Origin of the sequence: Corynebacterium breve (assembly GCF_030252165.1) — a bacterium.
Classification (GTDB): domain Bacteria; phylum Actinomycetota; class Actinomycetes; order Mycobacteriales; family Mycobacteriaceae; genus Corynebacterium; species Corynebacterium breve.
In genome coordinates this window covers 2,135,754-2,150,627 of sequence record NZ_CP126969.1, presented here as the reverse complement: position 1 = coordinate 2,150,627, position 14,874 = coordinate 2,135,754, and the positions used below count along the sequence as shown (strand labels likewise).

The following is a 14,874-nucleotide window of genomic DNA, read 5'->3' as shown; positions in this document are numbered from 1 at the left end:
CTCCTGCGGTTATTGCTGGCGCGTGTTGTGTAGCAGAGCCGTAAGCGGACGAAATGGCTGGAGCCATGCGCCCTCTTCCGGCAGGTGATCCAGGTTGATGCGCGGCAATGGTTCGCGGAAAACACCCGGGATGTCCTCTAAGTCTACGAAGTCGATTGACTCGGAAGCTACAGCCCAACTGGCGTGTTCGTGAAATCCTATGACTGTTCCAGGGATTCCGGAAGTAACAAGTTCCTCAAGGATCGCCTGGAAATTCTGCCCGTCAGCAGATGCGACGACGACGCCCTTGAGCACTCCTTCGTCCCAGCGACGACGGATGTGCGCGATCATGTCGGGATCGACGTCGGAGTCCTCGTCAGATTTTGGCTTGGCGAAAACGGCGAAGCCGACATTGCGCAGCGCCTCTACCCAAGGGCGGACTACATCGGCGCCACCGGGGGTGACGTTGGTGAAGACGGTTGCCTCTGGCTCGATCTTTTGACCGGCGGTGTCGCTTAACTTTTGAGCTCGGTCAATGAGCCAGCGGCCTACAGCGTCAAAGCGAGGTCGGTACGCGGCGGTAGGACGACCACCGAGGATCGCCCCAAGTCCCATGTCCAGGTTGGGGGCGTCCCACACCAGCAACAAAGAGTCTGGGCCGTGTTCGGCGCCTGGGGTGTAAGGGTGGGTGATTTCGTGCAAATCAGTCATAAAAGTTACTCGCTTTTGCGTTTCCGCCACAGGTATTCCTTGATCACGTGATCTTTGTCCAAGCCCTTGCCTTCGAACTTGGTGATTACCTGTCGGTCGGTGAGGATGGGGCAGGATTCCCATGGCCATCCCATGTATTCCAATTGTGGTTCTACTTCGACTAGTTCGTCTATCCAGCTAGCGTAGTCAGCGTGATCGGTAGCGACATGCAAAACGCCACCGGGCTTCAAGCGAGAGGCAAAGAGATTGAGCGGGCCGGACTGAATGATCCGGCGCTTGTTGTGGCGTGCCTTTGGCCATGGGTCTGGGAAGAACACACGTATGCCGTCCAGGGATTCAGGGGCAAACATGCGGGCGAGCACCTCGATGCCGTCCCCACGAATCATGCGCACGTTTTCAATGTCATCGCGAACAACTGCGCCGAGGAGTTTGGCTAGGCCCGGCTTGTAAAGCTCGACCGCGATGATGTTGTGGTCGGCTTCTAGGGGCGCCATCGCAGCGGTAGACGTGCCTGTTCCCGAGCCGATTTCGACGATGGTTGGGTGCCCAGCCCTGCCGAACCATTCGTCGAGGTTGAGGAGCTCGTCGTTAAGCATGGTGCCTAGGCGTGGCCAGTGGTCGTCGAAAAGCTTTTCCTGATTTTCGGTGAGCGTGCCGCGGCGGAAGCTCACGGCTCCCAGGCGCGGGTAGTCGAGGCCGTCGTTGAATTCGGTCTGCATGGGACGGCCTGCGGGCAACTCGCCGGTGCCCTCGCGGGGAGTGGCCTGTACCGGCTGTTCATCCTGGGGGGAGGATTCGGACGTTAAATCGGAACTATTCATCACCATCTCATTGTCCACGTGACATGCGGGAATGCCAAACCGACCTGAGCGTTTCTGCAGGTAGCGTAAACCTGTCCGCAAATACCCCCGTTTAGGTGGAGGGGTCTGCACTCTTGGGGCGGAATGTGGACTTGACGGTTCACTATTAGTTTTGGAGAGGCGATTTCCTGGACGTTGCTCCCAGTGGGGTCGAACGGTTTTTCGCGGAAGAACCTAATTTAGTGACGTAAATCCAGGGGCGATGGGGGAGGGGGTGGGTAAGTGGCTTTGGTCACCTAGCATTGCAAACGGGTGTGTTTGCAAAGTTTACACACCCCCAAATCGGGGTGGTTTGTTGATGGTGGAAAGTGCCAAGGGTCACAATTGTGCGGGCTGAGACGTGGTTTACCTCACTGGTTATGACATTGCATCAAAGATGTGATGTTAAAGGCGGGCACCCCCGGTGCTGACCTTGGATAATCTGGTGGATGAAGACTCCCCGCCTGTGAGTAGAGATAGTCAGGAGAATAGATGACCACCGCAATTAAAGGCCTGGTTGGTGAGGCACCAACCCGCAATGAACAGCTCATCACATGGATTAACGAAGCTGTTGAACTTTTCCAGCCGAAAGATGTGGTCTTTGTCGACGGGTCCCAAGAAGAATGGGACCATATGGCAGCAGAGCTCGTTGAGAAGGGCACGCTGATCAAGCTGAACGAGGAGAAGCGACCAAACAGCTTCTTGGCTCGCTCGAACCCTTCCGACGTAGCTCGTGTTGAGTCCCGTACCTTCATCTCCACTGAGAAGGAAGAGGACGCTGGCCCAACCAACAACTGGATGGCGCCGGAATCCCTGAAGGCAGAGATGCGCGAGCACTACAACGGCTCCATGAAGGGACGCACGATGTACGTCGTGCCGTTCTGCATGGGCCCTATCAGTGATCCAGACCCCAAGCTCGGTGTCCAGCTGACTGACTCAGCCTACGTTGTTATGTCGATGCGCATCATGACCCGCATGGGCCAGGAAGCACTGGACAAGATTGGCGACGATGGTTACTTCGTCCCTTGCCTCCACTCCGTGGGTGCACCTCTGGAAGAGGGCCAGGAAGATGTCGAATGGCCATGCAACGACACCAAGTACATCTCCCAGTTCCCTGAGACCAAGGAAATTTGGTCCTACGGTTCCGGCTACGGTGGCAACGCGATCTTGGCCAAGAAGTGCTACGCATTGCGTATCGCTTCCGTCATGGCAAAGGAAGAGGGCTGGATGGCGGAGCACATGCTCATCCTGAAGCTCACCAGCCCAGAAGGTAAGGCGTACCACGTTGCAGGCGCATTCCCATCCGCGTGTGGCAAGACCAACCTTGCAATGATTACTCCGACCATTGACGGCTGGTCCGCAGAGGTCGTCGGCGATGACATCGCTTGGCTGCACCTGCGCGAAGACGGACTCTACGCAGTGAACCCAGAGAACGGTTTCTTCGGCGTTGCGCCAGGCACCAACTACGCATCCAACCCAATCGCGATGCGCACCATGGAGCCAGGTAACACGCTATTCACCAACGTTGCGCTTACCGACGACGGCGATGTCTGGTGGGAGGGCATGGACGGAGACGCTCCTGCTCACCTAATCGATTGGCAGGGCAATGACTGGACTCCGGACTCCGCGGCAAACGCTGCGCACCCGAACTCCCGTTACTGCGTAGGCATTGCACAGTGCCCAACTGCGGCACCGGAGTACGACGACTGGAAGGGTGTCAAGCTTGACGCGATCCTCTTCGGTGGTCGCCGTCCGGACACTGTCCCACTGGTAACACAGTCCCACGACTGGCAGCACGGCACCCTGATCGGCGCGATGCTCGCATCCGGCCAGACTGCTGCTTCCGTCGAGGCAAAGGTTGGTTCCCTGCGACACGACCCAATGGCGATGCTGCCATTCATCGGCTACAACGTGGGCGACTACATGCAGAACTGGCTCGACATGGGCGAGAAGGGCGGAGACCTGCTGCCGGCCATCTTCTTGGTCAACTGGTTCCGTCGCGGTGAAGATGGTCGCTTCCTGTGGCCTGGCTTCGGCGATAACTCCCGAGTTCTGAAGTGGATCGTTGATCGTATCGAAGGCAAGGTTGAGGCAAACGAAACTGTTGTCGGCTACACCGCTCGCGCTGAGGATCTAGACATGACTGGCCTGGACGAAACTCCAATGGCGGATGTTGAAGAGGCGCTGTTCCCAGACCCAGAGCTGTGGAAGAACGAAGTTGCAGAGGCTGAAACCTACCTCAAGAGCTTGGGTGATCGCGTCCCAGCTGCTATCTTTGAGGAACTGGAGAAGCTGCGTGCGCGCGTTGAGGCTGCTGTGAAGTAAACCAGCTACCCCTGAACCCCTGTCCCATTCTGTGGGATGGGGGTTCTTTTATTAAATTGTCCTAAATGTATTTAATTGTACTGCCTGGGGATTTTCTTATTTGACAACTTCCCGGAGGGTGGGATAGATCCTTTTTATGCAGGCTAGAAGCCGTGTTCGGGGTGTAATTATGGACTGATGGATAGCATTTTTCCTGTCAAGTTTTATAGAATGGGAAAGGAAGTTCTAAGGAAGGGCAAGGGATGTCATTACAGGAACATGATCAGCCAGTAAACTCCGTTGTGGCGCAGGCCGCAGACGTAGTCGACCCCAAAGAACCCCGCGCAAGCTTTAATCGTTGGCTCTGGGCTATTGGACTCCTCATCTTGTTCCTGGTTGTTGTACTCGGCATGTCCCTAGACCACTTGATCAACGTAGTGAACACCGGTCCGCTATAAGGCAGCGCCGCTATCAGGCAGATTTCCGGAGAACCAGAACGAGGTTCGACGTAAGAAACTCCCGCAGCACCGGAATCCTTACAATCCACCACGCCCACGACGGATGATAGCGAGGAAATGCAGCGACGAGTTCAGCGTCGTGTGCTGCAGTTGCCCAGCGCAACCCGTCGGTACACGACACATCAAAAAGGCTCTCCCCGTAGACATTCTTCGGCGGGCGCCCGTGCTTCTTCGTGTACCGGTCGCGGGCGAATTCCCCGCCAACGTAGTGCTGCCACAGCCCCGTTTCGTGCCCCCCGAAAGGCCCGAGCCATACGGTATAGCAAATTACCACGATTCCGCCCGGGCGTGCCACGCGAATCATGTCTTGGCCCATTTCCCAGGGAGTGGGTGTGTGTTCGACAACGTTGGAGGAGTACACGATGTCGAACGTGTCATCGGGAAAAGGCAGGTGTGCGCCATCTCCTCGAACTGCGCCAAAACCACTTAATCCAGCGGCCGCCATCTCGCCAGCATCGGGCTCAACTCCGATGTACCACGCGCCACGCGAATCGAACTCGTTGGCAAAATAGCCCGGGCCCCCTCCGACATCGAGCACGCGCGCGCCAGCAAGAGCTGGGCCGCCGACATCAGTGGTGATGGCGTCTAGTAATCGCGCGGTGTCCAACGCTAAACCACCATAAAACTCGTCGGGAAGAGTCTGCTCGAGTGGAAACGAGCGAAGCAACCCAATGGATCGGGCAAAGGTTGCTAGGCGTCGGGTGGTGGGAAGGTTCACAATGTTCCAAGGTAGCATCGGTGAAATAATGAAGATCCTTCTGATGTGCTGGCGCGATCTGACCCACCCTCAAGGCGGTGGCTCGGAACGCTATTTGGAGCGTGTTGGCGAATATCTTGCTGCCCAAGGCCACCAAATTATCTACCGCACCGCCAGTCATACCGATGCGCCCCGTACCAGCGTGCGCAACGGCATCAAATACGAGCGCGTTGGCGGAAAGTTCACTGTGTACCCCTGGGGTCTTTTCGCCGTCCTCCGCCATCGTCCGGACATCGTGATTGACACTCAAAACGGCATTCCATTCTTTGCCAAGCTTGTGACCAAGAAGCCGGTTATTTTGCTCACCCACCATTGCCACCGTGAGCAATGGCCGGTCGCAGGCCCCGTCCTAGCGCGTCTGGGCTGGTGGCTGGAATCCGTTCTGGCCCCGCGGGTCTACCGCGGATCGCAGTACGTCACAGTTTCGGAGGCATCGGCGGACGACTTGATTGTACTCGGCGTTAACGAGGCCGAGATCCAGATCATCGAAAACGGCGTGGACCCACTGCCCGAAAAAACGCCCTTGCTTGTCGACGACGGCCTGATCCATCTGGTCACCCTCTCGCGTCTAGTGCCGCATAAGCACATCGAAGATGCGATGGACACAGTCGCCTCGCTCGATGGTGTCGTCCTCGATGTCATCGGCTCGGGCTGGTGGGAGGATCAGTTGCGCGCCTACGCCGCGCCACTCGGAGACAAGGTGGTTTTTCACGGCCAAGTCACCGAGGATTACAAGCACGCTTTGCTGCAACGAGCCGACATTCACCTCATGCCAAGTGCTAAGGAGGGCTGGGGATTGGCAGTGATCGAGGCTGCTCAGCACGGTGTTCCGTCGATCGGTTATCGCACCGCAGGCGGCCTGTGCGATTCCATCCGCGACGGTGAAACCGGAGTGCTCGTCGACACGCGGGGGCAGTTAGTGCATGCCACCCGAGAGCTCATCGAGGACCCAGAGAGGCGGCGCATCTTAGGCGAGAATGCACGGAAGTGGGCCACGCAGTTTTCCTGGGAGAAAACAGGTGCACGGTTTGCAGAGCTTATCGACGACGTCGTGGCCCGTCAGAAGATGCACGACCAATAAGACCAAGGAGCGGGGTAATGGCCCAAAGCACAAGCAATGCGATCCCGGCGGGATCGCGGGGTCGGGCAGGTGCACCCGTGTCTTCCACGGTGCCATCCGGGTGCACGATGAGGCCGATGCCGTAAGCCTGCGGATCGTCAAGGCCGTCTTGGTATCGCAGTGAGTCCTCGTCTAAGACCACACCGTCAACGCGGAGACCGCCGGCTTCGACAACGTTCATTGCCTTGGTCGCGGGATCGACAACCGGGATGCCATCGGTACGCTGTATCAACGCGGGACGGTCGATGAAGTACACATCGCGCCCCTGATGGTCCACTGCCGGGACCGACACCTCCACAGGCGACAAGACGGACATCGCCCGTGGCGCGTCCGGGGTCTGGAGGAAAGCCAATACCAAGGCGATTGCGGCCCACCGGCGGGACAAAGCACCAGCAGCGGCAACGTATGCGGGAATGGCCAACATGACCCATTTTTGCCCGTCGCGAAGAAGACCGGCGCCCGGCACATGCTCGATCAACCACCCCATCGCACCAGGGGCAAGCCAGGAGAACACCGCGATGCCGAACCCAAGCGCGGCAAGGAGCAGGAAAGAGGCAGGAATTCGTCGATAAGCGGTGGCCAGCAGGGCGAAAAGCACAACGCCGAAGATGGCGAAACCGGCATCGCGCGAAGGCGGCACGGCATCACCGTTCCACAGCCCGCCAAGGCCTAGCAAAGCGCCTAGCGTGCCGACAAGTCCCTCTGCTCGCGGCGCAAATGCCTCCGCCGAGGCGGCGGCAGAGCGTCCGGCGTCGGGGTGGAGCATCCCGGTGATGATCCACGGGGAGCACGACACCGCGCCGGCAAGTGCGACGATGGGGCGCCGATTGGTAACAAAGGCAGTCGCTGTAGCAGCTAGCCCGCCGGTCGGTGTCAGCGATGCGCCCCAGAGTGCGATGATCTGCCAACCCGTGCGCTTGCTTTGCCCGGCCGCGGCAATCGCAGGAAGCAGCCAGGCAGCCATGACAAGGGACCAGTGACCTTGCAGCAGTCGTTCGATGACGAAGGGGTTGGCCACACTGATCGTCATTGCAGCTGCCTGCGCCACAACGTGTGGGCCAGCGAGGCGCGTCGCCGCAAACGCGCTCACAGCGGCGGAGACGATAAGCATGATGCGTACAGTCCATGTGGCCGGCGGGGGCAAGAGCGCCAGCACCGCATCTTGAGGGACATTGCGGCCAGGGAGATCGCCGAACCCCAAGGACGAGTGAGTGAGGTAAGGGTCGTGGAGAACAACCATGTCCCGCAACGCGAATTCCCCTGGCCCTGCAAGAGGCCACAACAATGCCCCGATGAGGACGGTGCCCCAGGCTACTAGGAATGCGCGTTGCATAAACGGAGATTAAGCCTCTGCTTTGGCAATCGCCCGGCGCCTACAGATCAAAAGGGCGACGAAAACGGCAATAGCGATGAAGGCGACAACTCCGGCGATCCAGGCGAACACCTGGAGAGCGCGCAGTTCGAGCATTTTCGGCCGAGCAAGATCCAGCTGTGATGCCTTGGTGGTCTCATCGAAACGGTAATCGGCCTCAAACATGACCCGGTTGATGTTGCGCATGTTTTCGTCGGCAAGCGTCTTGGCATCGAGATCGCTCGGGGCAAAGTAGATGTGAACGTAGTTCGACTGGTCCAGGACTGTTCCGGTTTTCGGTTCGACGAAGAACGACCGTTTGACGTGGTAGAAAGGCACCATCGTTAGCTGCTGGTCGGGGAGGTAGCCGAAGTACTGCATCTCCTCCTCCGAGTAGTAGCGCTGTGCCGGGCCCTTGGTGAACTCGTTGAAGCGTTCTGCAGTAGCGGCATCTACGTCAAGCATCATTTGGAACAGTTCTGGGACCGAGCGCTCGGCGATGGCCGCGAGTTCTTCCTGGTTGGGGTTTTCCATCGTCGCTGTTGCGATGGCGGTGAATAAATTCGTCGGGTCAGTCTCGGCGGAGTACTCGTAGGTACGGATTCCTTCGACATCCTTGGTGCCAACATAATCCAGCGATACTGGAACAGAGATCAGCTGGTCGGAGTACAGGTAGGAGCGACGTTCTGGCGCAAAGGGGAAGAAAGGCTGCAATCCCTCCTGCACGTGCGGGGCAACGCGCACGCCGGTGCCCAAAGCGGGAACCGAGACGGTCTTTTTCGCCACAGGGTCTGCCACAGGGTAGGCAGAGTCGCGGTTCAGACGCTGGTGATCGGCCATCTCCGCAACGGGAACGCCCTTCACGGAAACCTGTACTAGCGAGTCCACGTTTGTCTCCATGAACTTATCCGCAGTTGATGTCGTCGTCGTGCGCTTTGACGTCGAAGGCCCTGTCGCCTGGTAACAGCTGGCGGTGATCTCTTCCGGAATCAGACAATGTGGCTCGGGCGTGGGGGCACCACCGTTTCCAGCGGGGACGGTCGCGGTGGGATCTAGAATGATGGCTTCTTGTGCGACCATCGTCGTGTGGTATTCCTTGCCCTGCGGGATCATCTTCATGCCAAAGATGATCACTGGTGGCAACAGATTGCCAACAAGAATCGCGACGAGGGCCACGATTGCTGCGGTGATCATTGCGCGCCGATTCTTCCCTAGGTCTATGCCGGGTGTGATGTCGCAGGTCGGCTGAGTCATGCGTCCCGGCTCCTTCTACTAGAATCGTCCAAAATACAGAGTTTCATTATGACAGGTGGGTACAAAGTCAATCGCAGCACATACCTCGGCGAGCTTGAAGGCCTGCGCGCAGTCGCAGCTTTGGGCATCGTCGTCACGCATGTGGCTTTTCAAACCGCCACGGATTCTGCTCTGTTCGCACGCTTTGATTACTTTGTTGCTGTATTTTTTGCGCTGAGCGCGTTTTTGCTAGCGCGTGGTGGTCATCGGAAACTTTACCCTTACATTATCAAGCGAACGGCGCGTATCGCGCCCGCTTACTTAGCATGCGTGGGCATCGTACTGGTGGCACTGCCCGAAGCTGGGTCGGTTTCGCTCGGCCAGGCCGCAGCTAACCTCGCAATGCTGCAGATCTATGTTCCCGATGGGCTCATTGCTGGATTGACGCAGCTGTGGTCGCTGTGCGTCGAGGTTGCCTTCTACCTAGTGCTGCCTTTGTACCTAGCCCTTGGCAGAAAGGGGCGTCTGGTCGCGCTCGTGGCGGGCATCATCGTCGGTTTTGCTTGGCCGTGGCTGCCCTTTGTGCGGGACTCCATCGAAATATTCAACGTTAACCTACAAATCTGGCCCATGTCCTACGCCTCGTGGTTCGCAGTGGGGCTTGTATGCGCGGAACTCGAGGGGCGCGTATCACCTCTAGTGCAACGGGTCCTCCGCGCCCGGTGGGTCTATTGGATAGCTGCGCTTACGGTCGCATGGCTCGCAGGGCAGGAGTACGTTGGTCCCCTCGGATTGGAGCATCCTTCACCGCTGGAATTTAACATCCGCATCTTGTTGGGCGCCGTTTTTTGTGCGCTGATCGTAGTGCCGTACGCATTAGCACCGAGCCAAGGTGTCCTCGGCGGAGAGGTCATGCGGACTCTAGGCACGTGGTCGTATTCCATCTTCCTGTGGCACGTAGCGGTGTTGACAGTGGTGTTCCCGCTGCTTGGGATTCCAATGTTTAGCGGATACTTCTTCGCTGTTTTGGCAGCGACGGTGGTGCTAAGCATCGCCGTTTCCTACATTTCCTACGAACTTGTCGAGCGTCCCGGCGCGCGCTGGATCCAACGTGTCGGCGGGGCTAGACACACCAGCGCTGCGCAGCCAGCGACGACCATAGCGACGGAATTTCCCGCGTAGTCCGCCGTAGGCCACGGCGCACGAGCCAGCCATAAGCCCATGAACGTGAGCATGCCTCCGGCAAGCGCCCACGGCGGAATCAAGGTGTACCGGCGAATCCCCCAGGCGATCACCGCGCCAATTACGCCGGGGATCCCACCGATTAGCACAACTGTGATCAACGGAATTACCCACGGCGAGGCGGGCACTGGACGGTATTGCTGATCGCGCCGGGTCCGCCAGGCGAAAAGTGCCACGAGCAGCCCGAGGATTCCGGCTATCCCGCCACCGATCAGGCTCGCACGGTAAGCCGCATTTCCCGCAAAGCTAAACTCCACCGGCCCGCTGACGTTGGGCGGAATTACGAAAGCAGCGTGCCCTGCATCGATGCGGGTGAGCTGGAGCTCTACGTCGCCGATTGAGGCGCGCATCCCCTCGATATAGCCACGCCCGGTGAGCAAGGTTTGCTCGCTTGTCGACGACTCCACCCGCCCCGTAAACGGCTCCCAACCAGCAGAAGGGATGCTCTTTTCCAGCGTGATCATTTCGACCTTGGTGTCGATCACGTGCTCACCGGCGGGCAGTTCGACAGGGCCCGCCTCGTAGTCTTCGCCATCAATGGTTGCTGGGGCGGACAGCTCCCACGTCGCGTCATCGTGGGTGGTGAATGCGCGCTGGAGCCACTCGGTTTCCGGTAGCAGGCGCTGGAAAAGGAAAACTTCGGCGTCAGGGGAGGTGTCCGGCACGGTGACGATGCGTTTGACTCCACTGTCAAGCTCTGCCACACCGACGGGCTCGGTGAACTCGATACGCACGGTGTCGCCGGGCACGCGGACTGTGCGTGGCGAGTAGCTTGATAGCGAGACCTCGCGGTCGAAATCACCGCTGATCACGCGCACCTTCGTCGTGTTGGTCACGGTGAGAGTGAATTCTTCGCCTTCCACGGTGGACTCGATCCAGCCGGTATCGCCTGGCTGAGGCCACCAGGCCGTGCGCGTGTTTCCGTCGAATGCTGCCGTGAGCGAGCGCGCGGGGTCGGCGCCTCCAAAACTCGAAGCGTCAGAGGCCGAGCTTGACGCGCTCGCACTACCTCCTGTTTCCACCACCGAAGTGCGCGGGCCTGTCGACGGGTAGTCCGGCACCTTATTGTGAATGTCCGCCCCCTCCGACATGTCCCGTAAATGCGCTGACGATGCAGAATCCAGGGTGCCGTAGTTGCGCACGGCCAATGCCGGAGTGTCGGTGACAATCTGCGCGTCTTGCGAGACCAGCTGACGCGGAGAATATCCATAAATACTGTCCAACAGCGCCAACGCTTCTCCGCCACCTGCGACGGTGACGGGCTTGCCGGAGGTGACCATCATGTCCGCCTTGGGATCTAGCAAATACACGTCTACCTTGCCAAAGGTGTGCTTTTCGCCGGGAAGCTCGCCTTCGAAATCAATCTTTTCTAGATCATGGCGCACGATGACCGCGCCCACGCCAATGGAGCGCAGCGCCTCAGCGCCGTCCTCAGCATCCTCGTGAAGTGCAGCCAGCACGCCGTCCAGACCACGGATTGCCTCTGGGTCGATGAGTGGCACGGCGTCGCGCACCGCGAATGGAGTTTCGGAAAGCGCTTGAATGGGTTCGTCGCGAGTCCAGCCCCACGTTTGTCGCGCAAACGACGTTTCGGGCAACACCAAGGTCCGTGTACCAGGCGCATGCTTATCGACGAACTCCGTCGCCTCATACCAGTAAGCCGGGATCTCCTCCCAGGTGCCCTGAGGCGCCAGACGCAGACTCCACGCCGGAGCCGTGGCGGCGAGCACCACGAGGCCAAGGGCGACGAGTGCGGGAGGGCGAGAACGAATCCGGGAGACCAAGTGCCCCACGCCAAGCACCAAAGGGAGACGCACTACGGGGTCTAGCTTGTGCAGATTGCGGAATGGGGCCAGTTGGTCGTCGAAAAGCGACAGCACAGGTGCTGAAAGCGGACCGTGGCTTAACCCCATCACAAGAACCCCGAGACACAAAAGGGCGATGAGATAGCCGCGCCACGGCATGGACTGGGACGCGAGCCCGACGAATCCGAAGGCTGCGACGGCCATCGTTGCGAGGATAAACAAAGGCTCGGCGACGAGGAGGTTGCCGGCGACGCGCTCAGTCTCAACAAACGGTGTCCAGCTGGTGGTGCCACGGAAAATCTCGGCAAGGTTGAACCAGTAGGTGGTGGTGTGGGAAGACTCGATGAAGTCGGTGAACGGTGGGGAGTAGCGCCCCAGGACAAGCAGCGGGCCAATCCACCAGGCGGAGACGACCGCACAGCCCGCCAGCCACTGGGCTAGGGCGGGCCAGGCCCGACGGTAGAGAAGGAGGACCCCAGCGGGGATGCAGGCCATCAGGGTGGCGGTGGCGTTAACCGCACCCATCAACGCCACCGGTGCCACCGCCGCGAGTGCGTGGCGCCAAGTGAGACGCTGCGAGACTAACGGAATTAAAGTCCACGGAACCAATGCAACGGGCCAGGCCTCCGAGGAAATCGCAGTGAGTGTGGTCAGGATACGCGGGCTCAGCGCGTACAGGATGGCCGGGATCATGCCTGGGAGAGACATGCGCCGAGCGAGCATCAAAGTACCGGAAAAGGCCACGCCCATCACGACGGTCCACCAGATGCGTTGGGCAACCCAGTCGGGCAAGGGATCGGTAAGCACAAAGAACAGGCCCTGTGGGAAAAGATACCCGTAGGCCTGGTTCTGAATTTGACCGAGTGTGAAGTTGTCGGTGTAGGCACTCGTCGCCTGGGTGAGAAAGCCCAGTGGGTCAAGAGCTAAGTCGAGCTTGGTGTCGGCGGCGGTGCGGCCGGGCTGCTGAAGAAAAGCAAGGATTGCGAAACAGAGCCAGCCGGCAAGGTGGCCCCGAAAACCTTGCGTGGCGCTAGGAACGCGAGCCGTACTCAGGGCCACCAAGGACAGCCTGGTCAGCCGGTACAGCGTTGCCGTGCGGGACGGTGGACTGCCCCGAGAACGCAGCGATGCCGAGTACGCCGACAACGCCCAGTGCGATACCGACGACAGCGCTCGCTAACACGGGGCCGGCGGCGCGGCGTGGCAGAGAAGCGGTGCTTGTGGTCATAACGGTCACCTTAGCAGCTAGCCTTGATTATTCGGAACGACAAACACGGGGCAGTGGGCGTTTTGTACGACGTTTTCTGCCGTTGAGGAGTTGAACCAGCTGCGCACGCCGGAAATCCCGCGGGTGCCGGAGACGATCACATCGACGTTGAGCTCCTTGGCGGCCTCGACGATCGCTTGGCCCACAGTGGAATTGATCTCGACGACGTGAGCGTGGGCGGAAAGACCGAGGGACTCCGCTAGCGCGATGCCCTTGCGGCAGGTTTCCAGTGCGTAGTCGTAGGCTGGATCGTCCTCTTGGGCGATCGTCGGCTGGTGGCTGCCGGTGAAACTGACTGCACGTGCGGTGGTGCGCGCCGCGGGCTCCCACGCCGTGATGATCTCCACTTTTTGCGCATTGAGTAGGGCCGTTGCCGCGCGCAGAGCGTCTTCAGCTATGTCGGAACCGTCATAGGCGATTAGCATCGAGGTGGTCATGTGCCCCAGCATAGTAAGGGAGCAACACAAACGATATTGTTGCGAGCACGAGAATCGACAGCACAAGAATCGATGAAGGAGCCCCCATGAAACGAACCCGAGTACTAGGTGCGTTTGTTGCTGTCGCGCTCCTTTCTGCGTGCACGCCTGAGACGGCAGAAGAGACCACCGATACTCAGAGCCCGGGAGAAAGTGCTACTTCGGACGTGAATGAGTCGTCGTCAGTGGTGGGATCGAGCACGGTGGAGTCGTCGACAAGCGAAGAGGCGGAAGCGCCGGAGCTGCGCGAGCAGGTGGCGAGCCTGATGGTTGTTGGCGTGACCGACTATGATTCTGCACTTGCCGCCCTGGAGTTGGGGGTTGGCGGAATTATCGTTCCAAGCTGGGCAGATAGTGCGTTATTTACCGAAGATGGGCGCAATATTCATGCGTTGCGTGAGCAGGTGGGCAGGCCATTTACGGTGTCGATCGATTTCGAGGGCGGTCGGGTGCAGCGTCACACCAACGTGTTCGGCGAGTTCCCTTCGCCGCGCGATATGGCCGCCATGTCGCCGGAAGAGGTCCGCGCGATGGCCCATGACATCGGCACTCGTTTGAAGGAGCAAGGCGTCACGGTGGATTACGCGCCGTTGCTCGATGTAGACATTGCTGGTCTTGAGATCATGGGTGATCGTGCATTCGGCACCGATCCCGACACCGTTGCGACCTATGCCGTCGCCTTCGCACAAGGGCTTGTGGATGCTGGTGTCACCCCGACCTTCAAACATTTCCCGGGCCACGGTCAGGCGAGTGCAGATACGCACTTAGCAACGGCTGTGACACCTCACCTAGACCAACTCAAGGAGCTAGACCTTCTCCCATACGGTGAGGCTTTGCCCGCGGTGCCAGAGGCCAGCGTGATGATGGGGCACATGGTTGTTCCTGGTCTGGGGGAAACGCCGTCGACGATCAACCCAGCGGCGTATGAGTTGCTTCGCTCTGGCGACTACCCGGGCGGTAGTCCTTTCGCAGGTGCAATTGTGACAGACGATCTCTCGGGCATGCGCGCTATTACCGATCACATGTCTACGCCTGGGGCGGTGTCGGCGGCGATTGCTGCGGGCGCGGACCAGGCCTTGTGGTCCTCCGGTGACAGCGTGGCGGAGGCCATCGATACCCTAGTGAAAGAAGTTGAAGCAGGAAACATTTCGCAGTCCCGAATCGATGAAGCAGCCAAGAGGGTTGAACAGCAGCACAGTTTCTCTGCTTTAAACTAGGAACTTTGGCCTGTGGAGGGATAATCTAGTGAACGTGAGCGATACGAAGTCCTCT

The 14,874-nt window shown here is 59.2% G+C and carries 13 protein-coding genes; 5 read left to right on the top strand and 8 right to left on the bottom strand.

What is annotated here, in order from left to right; all coding sequences use genetic code 11:
• Positions 1 to 9: 9 nt before the first annotated feature.
• Positions 10 to 690 carry an NYN domain-containing protein gene (locus QP027_RS10405; protein ID WP_284824635.1) on the bottom strand — a complete coding sequence of 227 codons (681 nt, stop codon included), beginning with the start codon at positions 688 to 690 and terminating at the stop codon, positions 10 to 12.
• Positions 691 to 695: 5 nt separating this feature from the next.
• Entirely contained in the window at positions 696 to 1,409 is a 714-nt protein-coding gene (trmB, locus tag QP027_RS10400) for a tRNA (guanosine(46)-N7)-methyltransferase TrmB (protein ID WP_284827021.1), read from the bottom strand.
• A gap of 612 nt (positions 1,410 to 2,021) precedes the next feature.
• On the opposite strand from trmB, the gene QP027_RS10395 reads away from it, so the two are divergent.
• Both QP027_RS10395 and QP027_RS10390 read left to right on the top strand, forming a co-directional pair.
• A complete protein-coding gene (locus tag QP027_RS10395) occupies positions 2,022 to 3,854 on the top strand; it encodes a phosphoenolpyruvate carboxykinase (GTP) (protein ID WP_284824634.1) in 1,833 nt (610 codons plus the stop codon).
• A 242-nt stretch (positions 3,855 to 4,096) separates the two neighbouring features.
• Positions 4,097 to 4,291, top strand: coding sequence for a hypothetical protein (locus QP027_RS10390; RefSeq protein ID WP_284824633.1), 195 nt, complete (start codon positions 4,097 to 4,099; stop codon positions 4,289 to 4,291).
• Between the two features lie 13 nt (positions 4,292 to 4,304).
• Here QP027_RS10390 and QP027_RS10385 read toward each other — a convergent pair whose 3' ends face one another.
• A complete protein-coding gene (locus QP027_RS10385) occupies positions 4,305 to 5,087 on the bottom strand; it encodes a class I SAM-dependent methyltransferase (RefSeq protein WP_284824632.1) in 783 nt (260 codons plus the stop codon).
• A 10-nt stretch (positions 5,088 to 5,097) separates the two neighbouring features.
• Here QP027_RS10385 and QP027_RS10380 point away from each other — a divergent pair, with 10 nt between their 5' ends.
• Positions 5,098 to 6,189, top strand: coding sequence for a glycosyltransferase family 4 protein (locus QP027_RS10380; protein WP_284824631.1), 1,092 nt, complete (start codon positions 5,098 to 5,100; stop codon positions 6,187 to 6,189).
• Here the strand turns inward: QP027_RS10380 and QP027_RS10375 are convergent.
• Together QP027_RS10375 and QP027_RS10370 are read right to left on the bottom strand one after the other, a co-directional pair.
• Entirely contained in the window at positions 6,146 to 7,561 is a 1,416-nt protein-coding gene (locus tag QP027_RS10375; RefSeq protein ID WP_284824630.1) for an MmpA family trehalose lipid delivery protein, read from the bottom strand. The genes QP027_RS10380 and QP027_RS10375 overlap by 44 nt on opposite strands.
• Before the next feature lie 9 nt (positions 7,562 to 7,570).
• Complete coding sequence (locus tag QP027_RS10370) at positions 7,571 to 8,833, bottom strand: porin PorA family protein (RefSeq protein ID WP_284824629.1); 1,263 nt, start codon at positions 8,831 to 8,833, stop codon at positions 7,571 to 7,573.
• Positions 8,834 to 8,881: 48 nt separating this feature from the next.
• On the opposite strand from QP027_RS10370, the gene QP027_RS10365 reads away from it, so the two are divergent.
• Positions 8,882 to 9,994, top strand: coding sequence for an acyltransferase family protein (locus QP027_RS10365; RefSeq protein WP_284824628.1), 1,113 nt, complete (start codon positions 8,882 to 8,884; stop codon positions 9,992 to 9,994).
• Here the strand turns inward: QP027_RS10365 and QP027_RS10360 are convergent.
• From QP027_RS10360 to QP027_RS10350, 3 genes are read right to left on the bottom strand one after another with little or no spacing between them, the layout of a single operon-like run.
• Positions 9,883 to 12,918 (bottom strand): alpha-(1->3)-arabinofuranosyltransferase domain-containing protein, encoded by a 3,036-nt coding sequence (locus tag QP027_RS10360; RefSeq protein WP_284824627.1) that lies wholly within the window; start codon positions 12,916 to 12,918, stop codon positions 9,883 to 9,885. The two genes, QP027_RS10365 and QP027_RS10360, sit on opposite strands and share 112 nt — an antisense overlap.
• Positions 12,890 to 13,087 carry a DUF2613 domain-containing protein gene (locus tag QP027_RS10355; RefSeq protein ID WP_284824626.1) on the bottom strand — a complete coding sequence of 66 codons (198 nt, stop codon included), beginning with the start codon at positions 13,085 to 13,087 and terminating at the stop codon, positions 12,890 to 12,892. The genes QP027_RS10360 and QP027_RS10355 overlap by 29 nt, the downstream gene beginning before the upstream one ends.
• A gap of 17 nt (positions 13,088 to 13,104) precedes the next feature.
• The gene (locus tag QP027_RS10350; RefSeq protein WP_284824625.1) at positions 13,105 to 13,563 is read right to left on the bottom strand and encodes a universal stress protein; all 459 of its coding nucleotides are present in this window, start codon (positions 13,561 to 13,563) and stop codon (positions 13,105 to 13,107) included.
• 86 nt (positions 13,564 to 13,649) lie between these two features.
• Here QP027_RS10350 and QP027_RS10345 point away from each other — a divergent pair, with 86 nt between their 5' ends.
• The gene (locus QP027_RS10345) at positions 13,650 to 14,819 is read left to right on the top strand and encodes a glycoside hydrolase family 3 N-terminal domain-containing protein (RefSeq protein WP_284824624.1); all 1,170 of its coding nucleotides are present in this window, start codon (positions 13,650 to 13,652) and stop codon (positions 14,817 to 14,819) included.
• Positions 14,820 to 14,874: the final 55 nt, after the last annotated feature.

Excerpts from the sequence above, each read along its gene's own strand:
- QP027_RS10350 (WP_284824625.1), bottom strand. The coding sequence starts at position 13,563 with ATGACCACCTCGATGCTAATCGCCTATGACGGTTCCGACATAGCTGAA.
- QP027_RS10390 (WP_284824633.1), top strand. The coding sequence starts at position 4,097 with ATGTCATTACAGGAACATGATCAGCCAGTAAACTCCGTTGTGGCGCAG.
- QP027_RS10345 (WP_284824624.1), top strand. The coding sequence starts at position 13,650 with ATGAAACGAACCCGAGTACTAGGTGCGTTTGTTGCTGTCGCGCTCCTT.
- QP027_RS10405 (WP_284824635.1), bottom strand. The coding sequence starts at position 690 with ATGACTGATTTGCACGAAATCACCCACCCTTACACCCCAGGCGCCGAA.
- QP027_RS10355 (WP_284824626.1), bottom strand. The coding sequence starts at position 13,087 with ATGACCACAAGCACCGCTTCTCTGCCACGCCGCGCCGCCGGCCCCGTG.
- QP027_RS10375 (WP_284824630.1), bottom strand. The coding sequence starts at position 7,561 with ATGCAACGCGCATTCCTAGTAGCCTGGGGCACCGTCCTCATCGGGGCA.
- QP027_RS10380 (WP_284824631.1), top strand. The coding sequence starts at position 5,098 with ATGAAGATCCTTCTGATGTGCTGGCGCGATCTGACCCACCCTCAAGGC.
- QP027_RS10365 (WP_284824628.1), top strand. The coding sequence starts at position 8,882 with ATGACAGGTGGGTACAAAGTCAATCGCAGCACATACCTCGGCGAGCTT.
- QP027_RS10395 (WP_284824634.1), top strand. The coding sequence starts at position 2,022 with ATGACCACCGCAATTAAAGGCCTGGTTGGTGAGGCACCAACCCGCAAT.
- QP027_RS10370 (WP_284824629.1), bottom strand. The coding sequence starts at position 8,833 with ATGACTCAGCCGACCTGCGACATCACACCCGGCATAGACCTAGGGAAG.
- QP027_RS10385 (WP_284824632.1), bottom strand. The coding sequence starts at position 5,087 with ATGCTACCTTGGAACATTGTGAACCTTCCCACCACCCGACGCCTAGCA.
- trmB (WP_284827021.1), bottom strand. The coding sequence starts at position 1,409 with ATGCAGACCGAATTCAACGACGGCCTCGACTACCCGCGCCTGGGAGCC.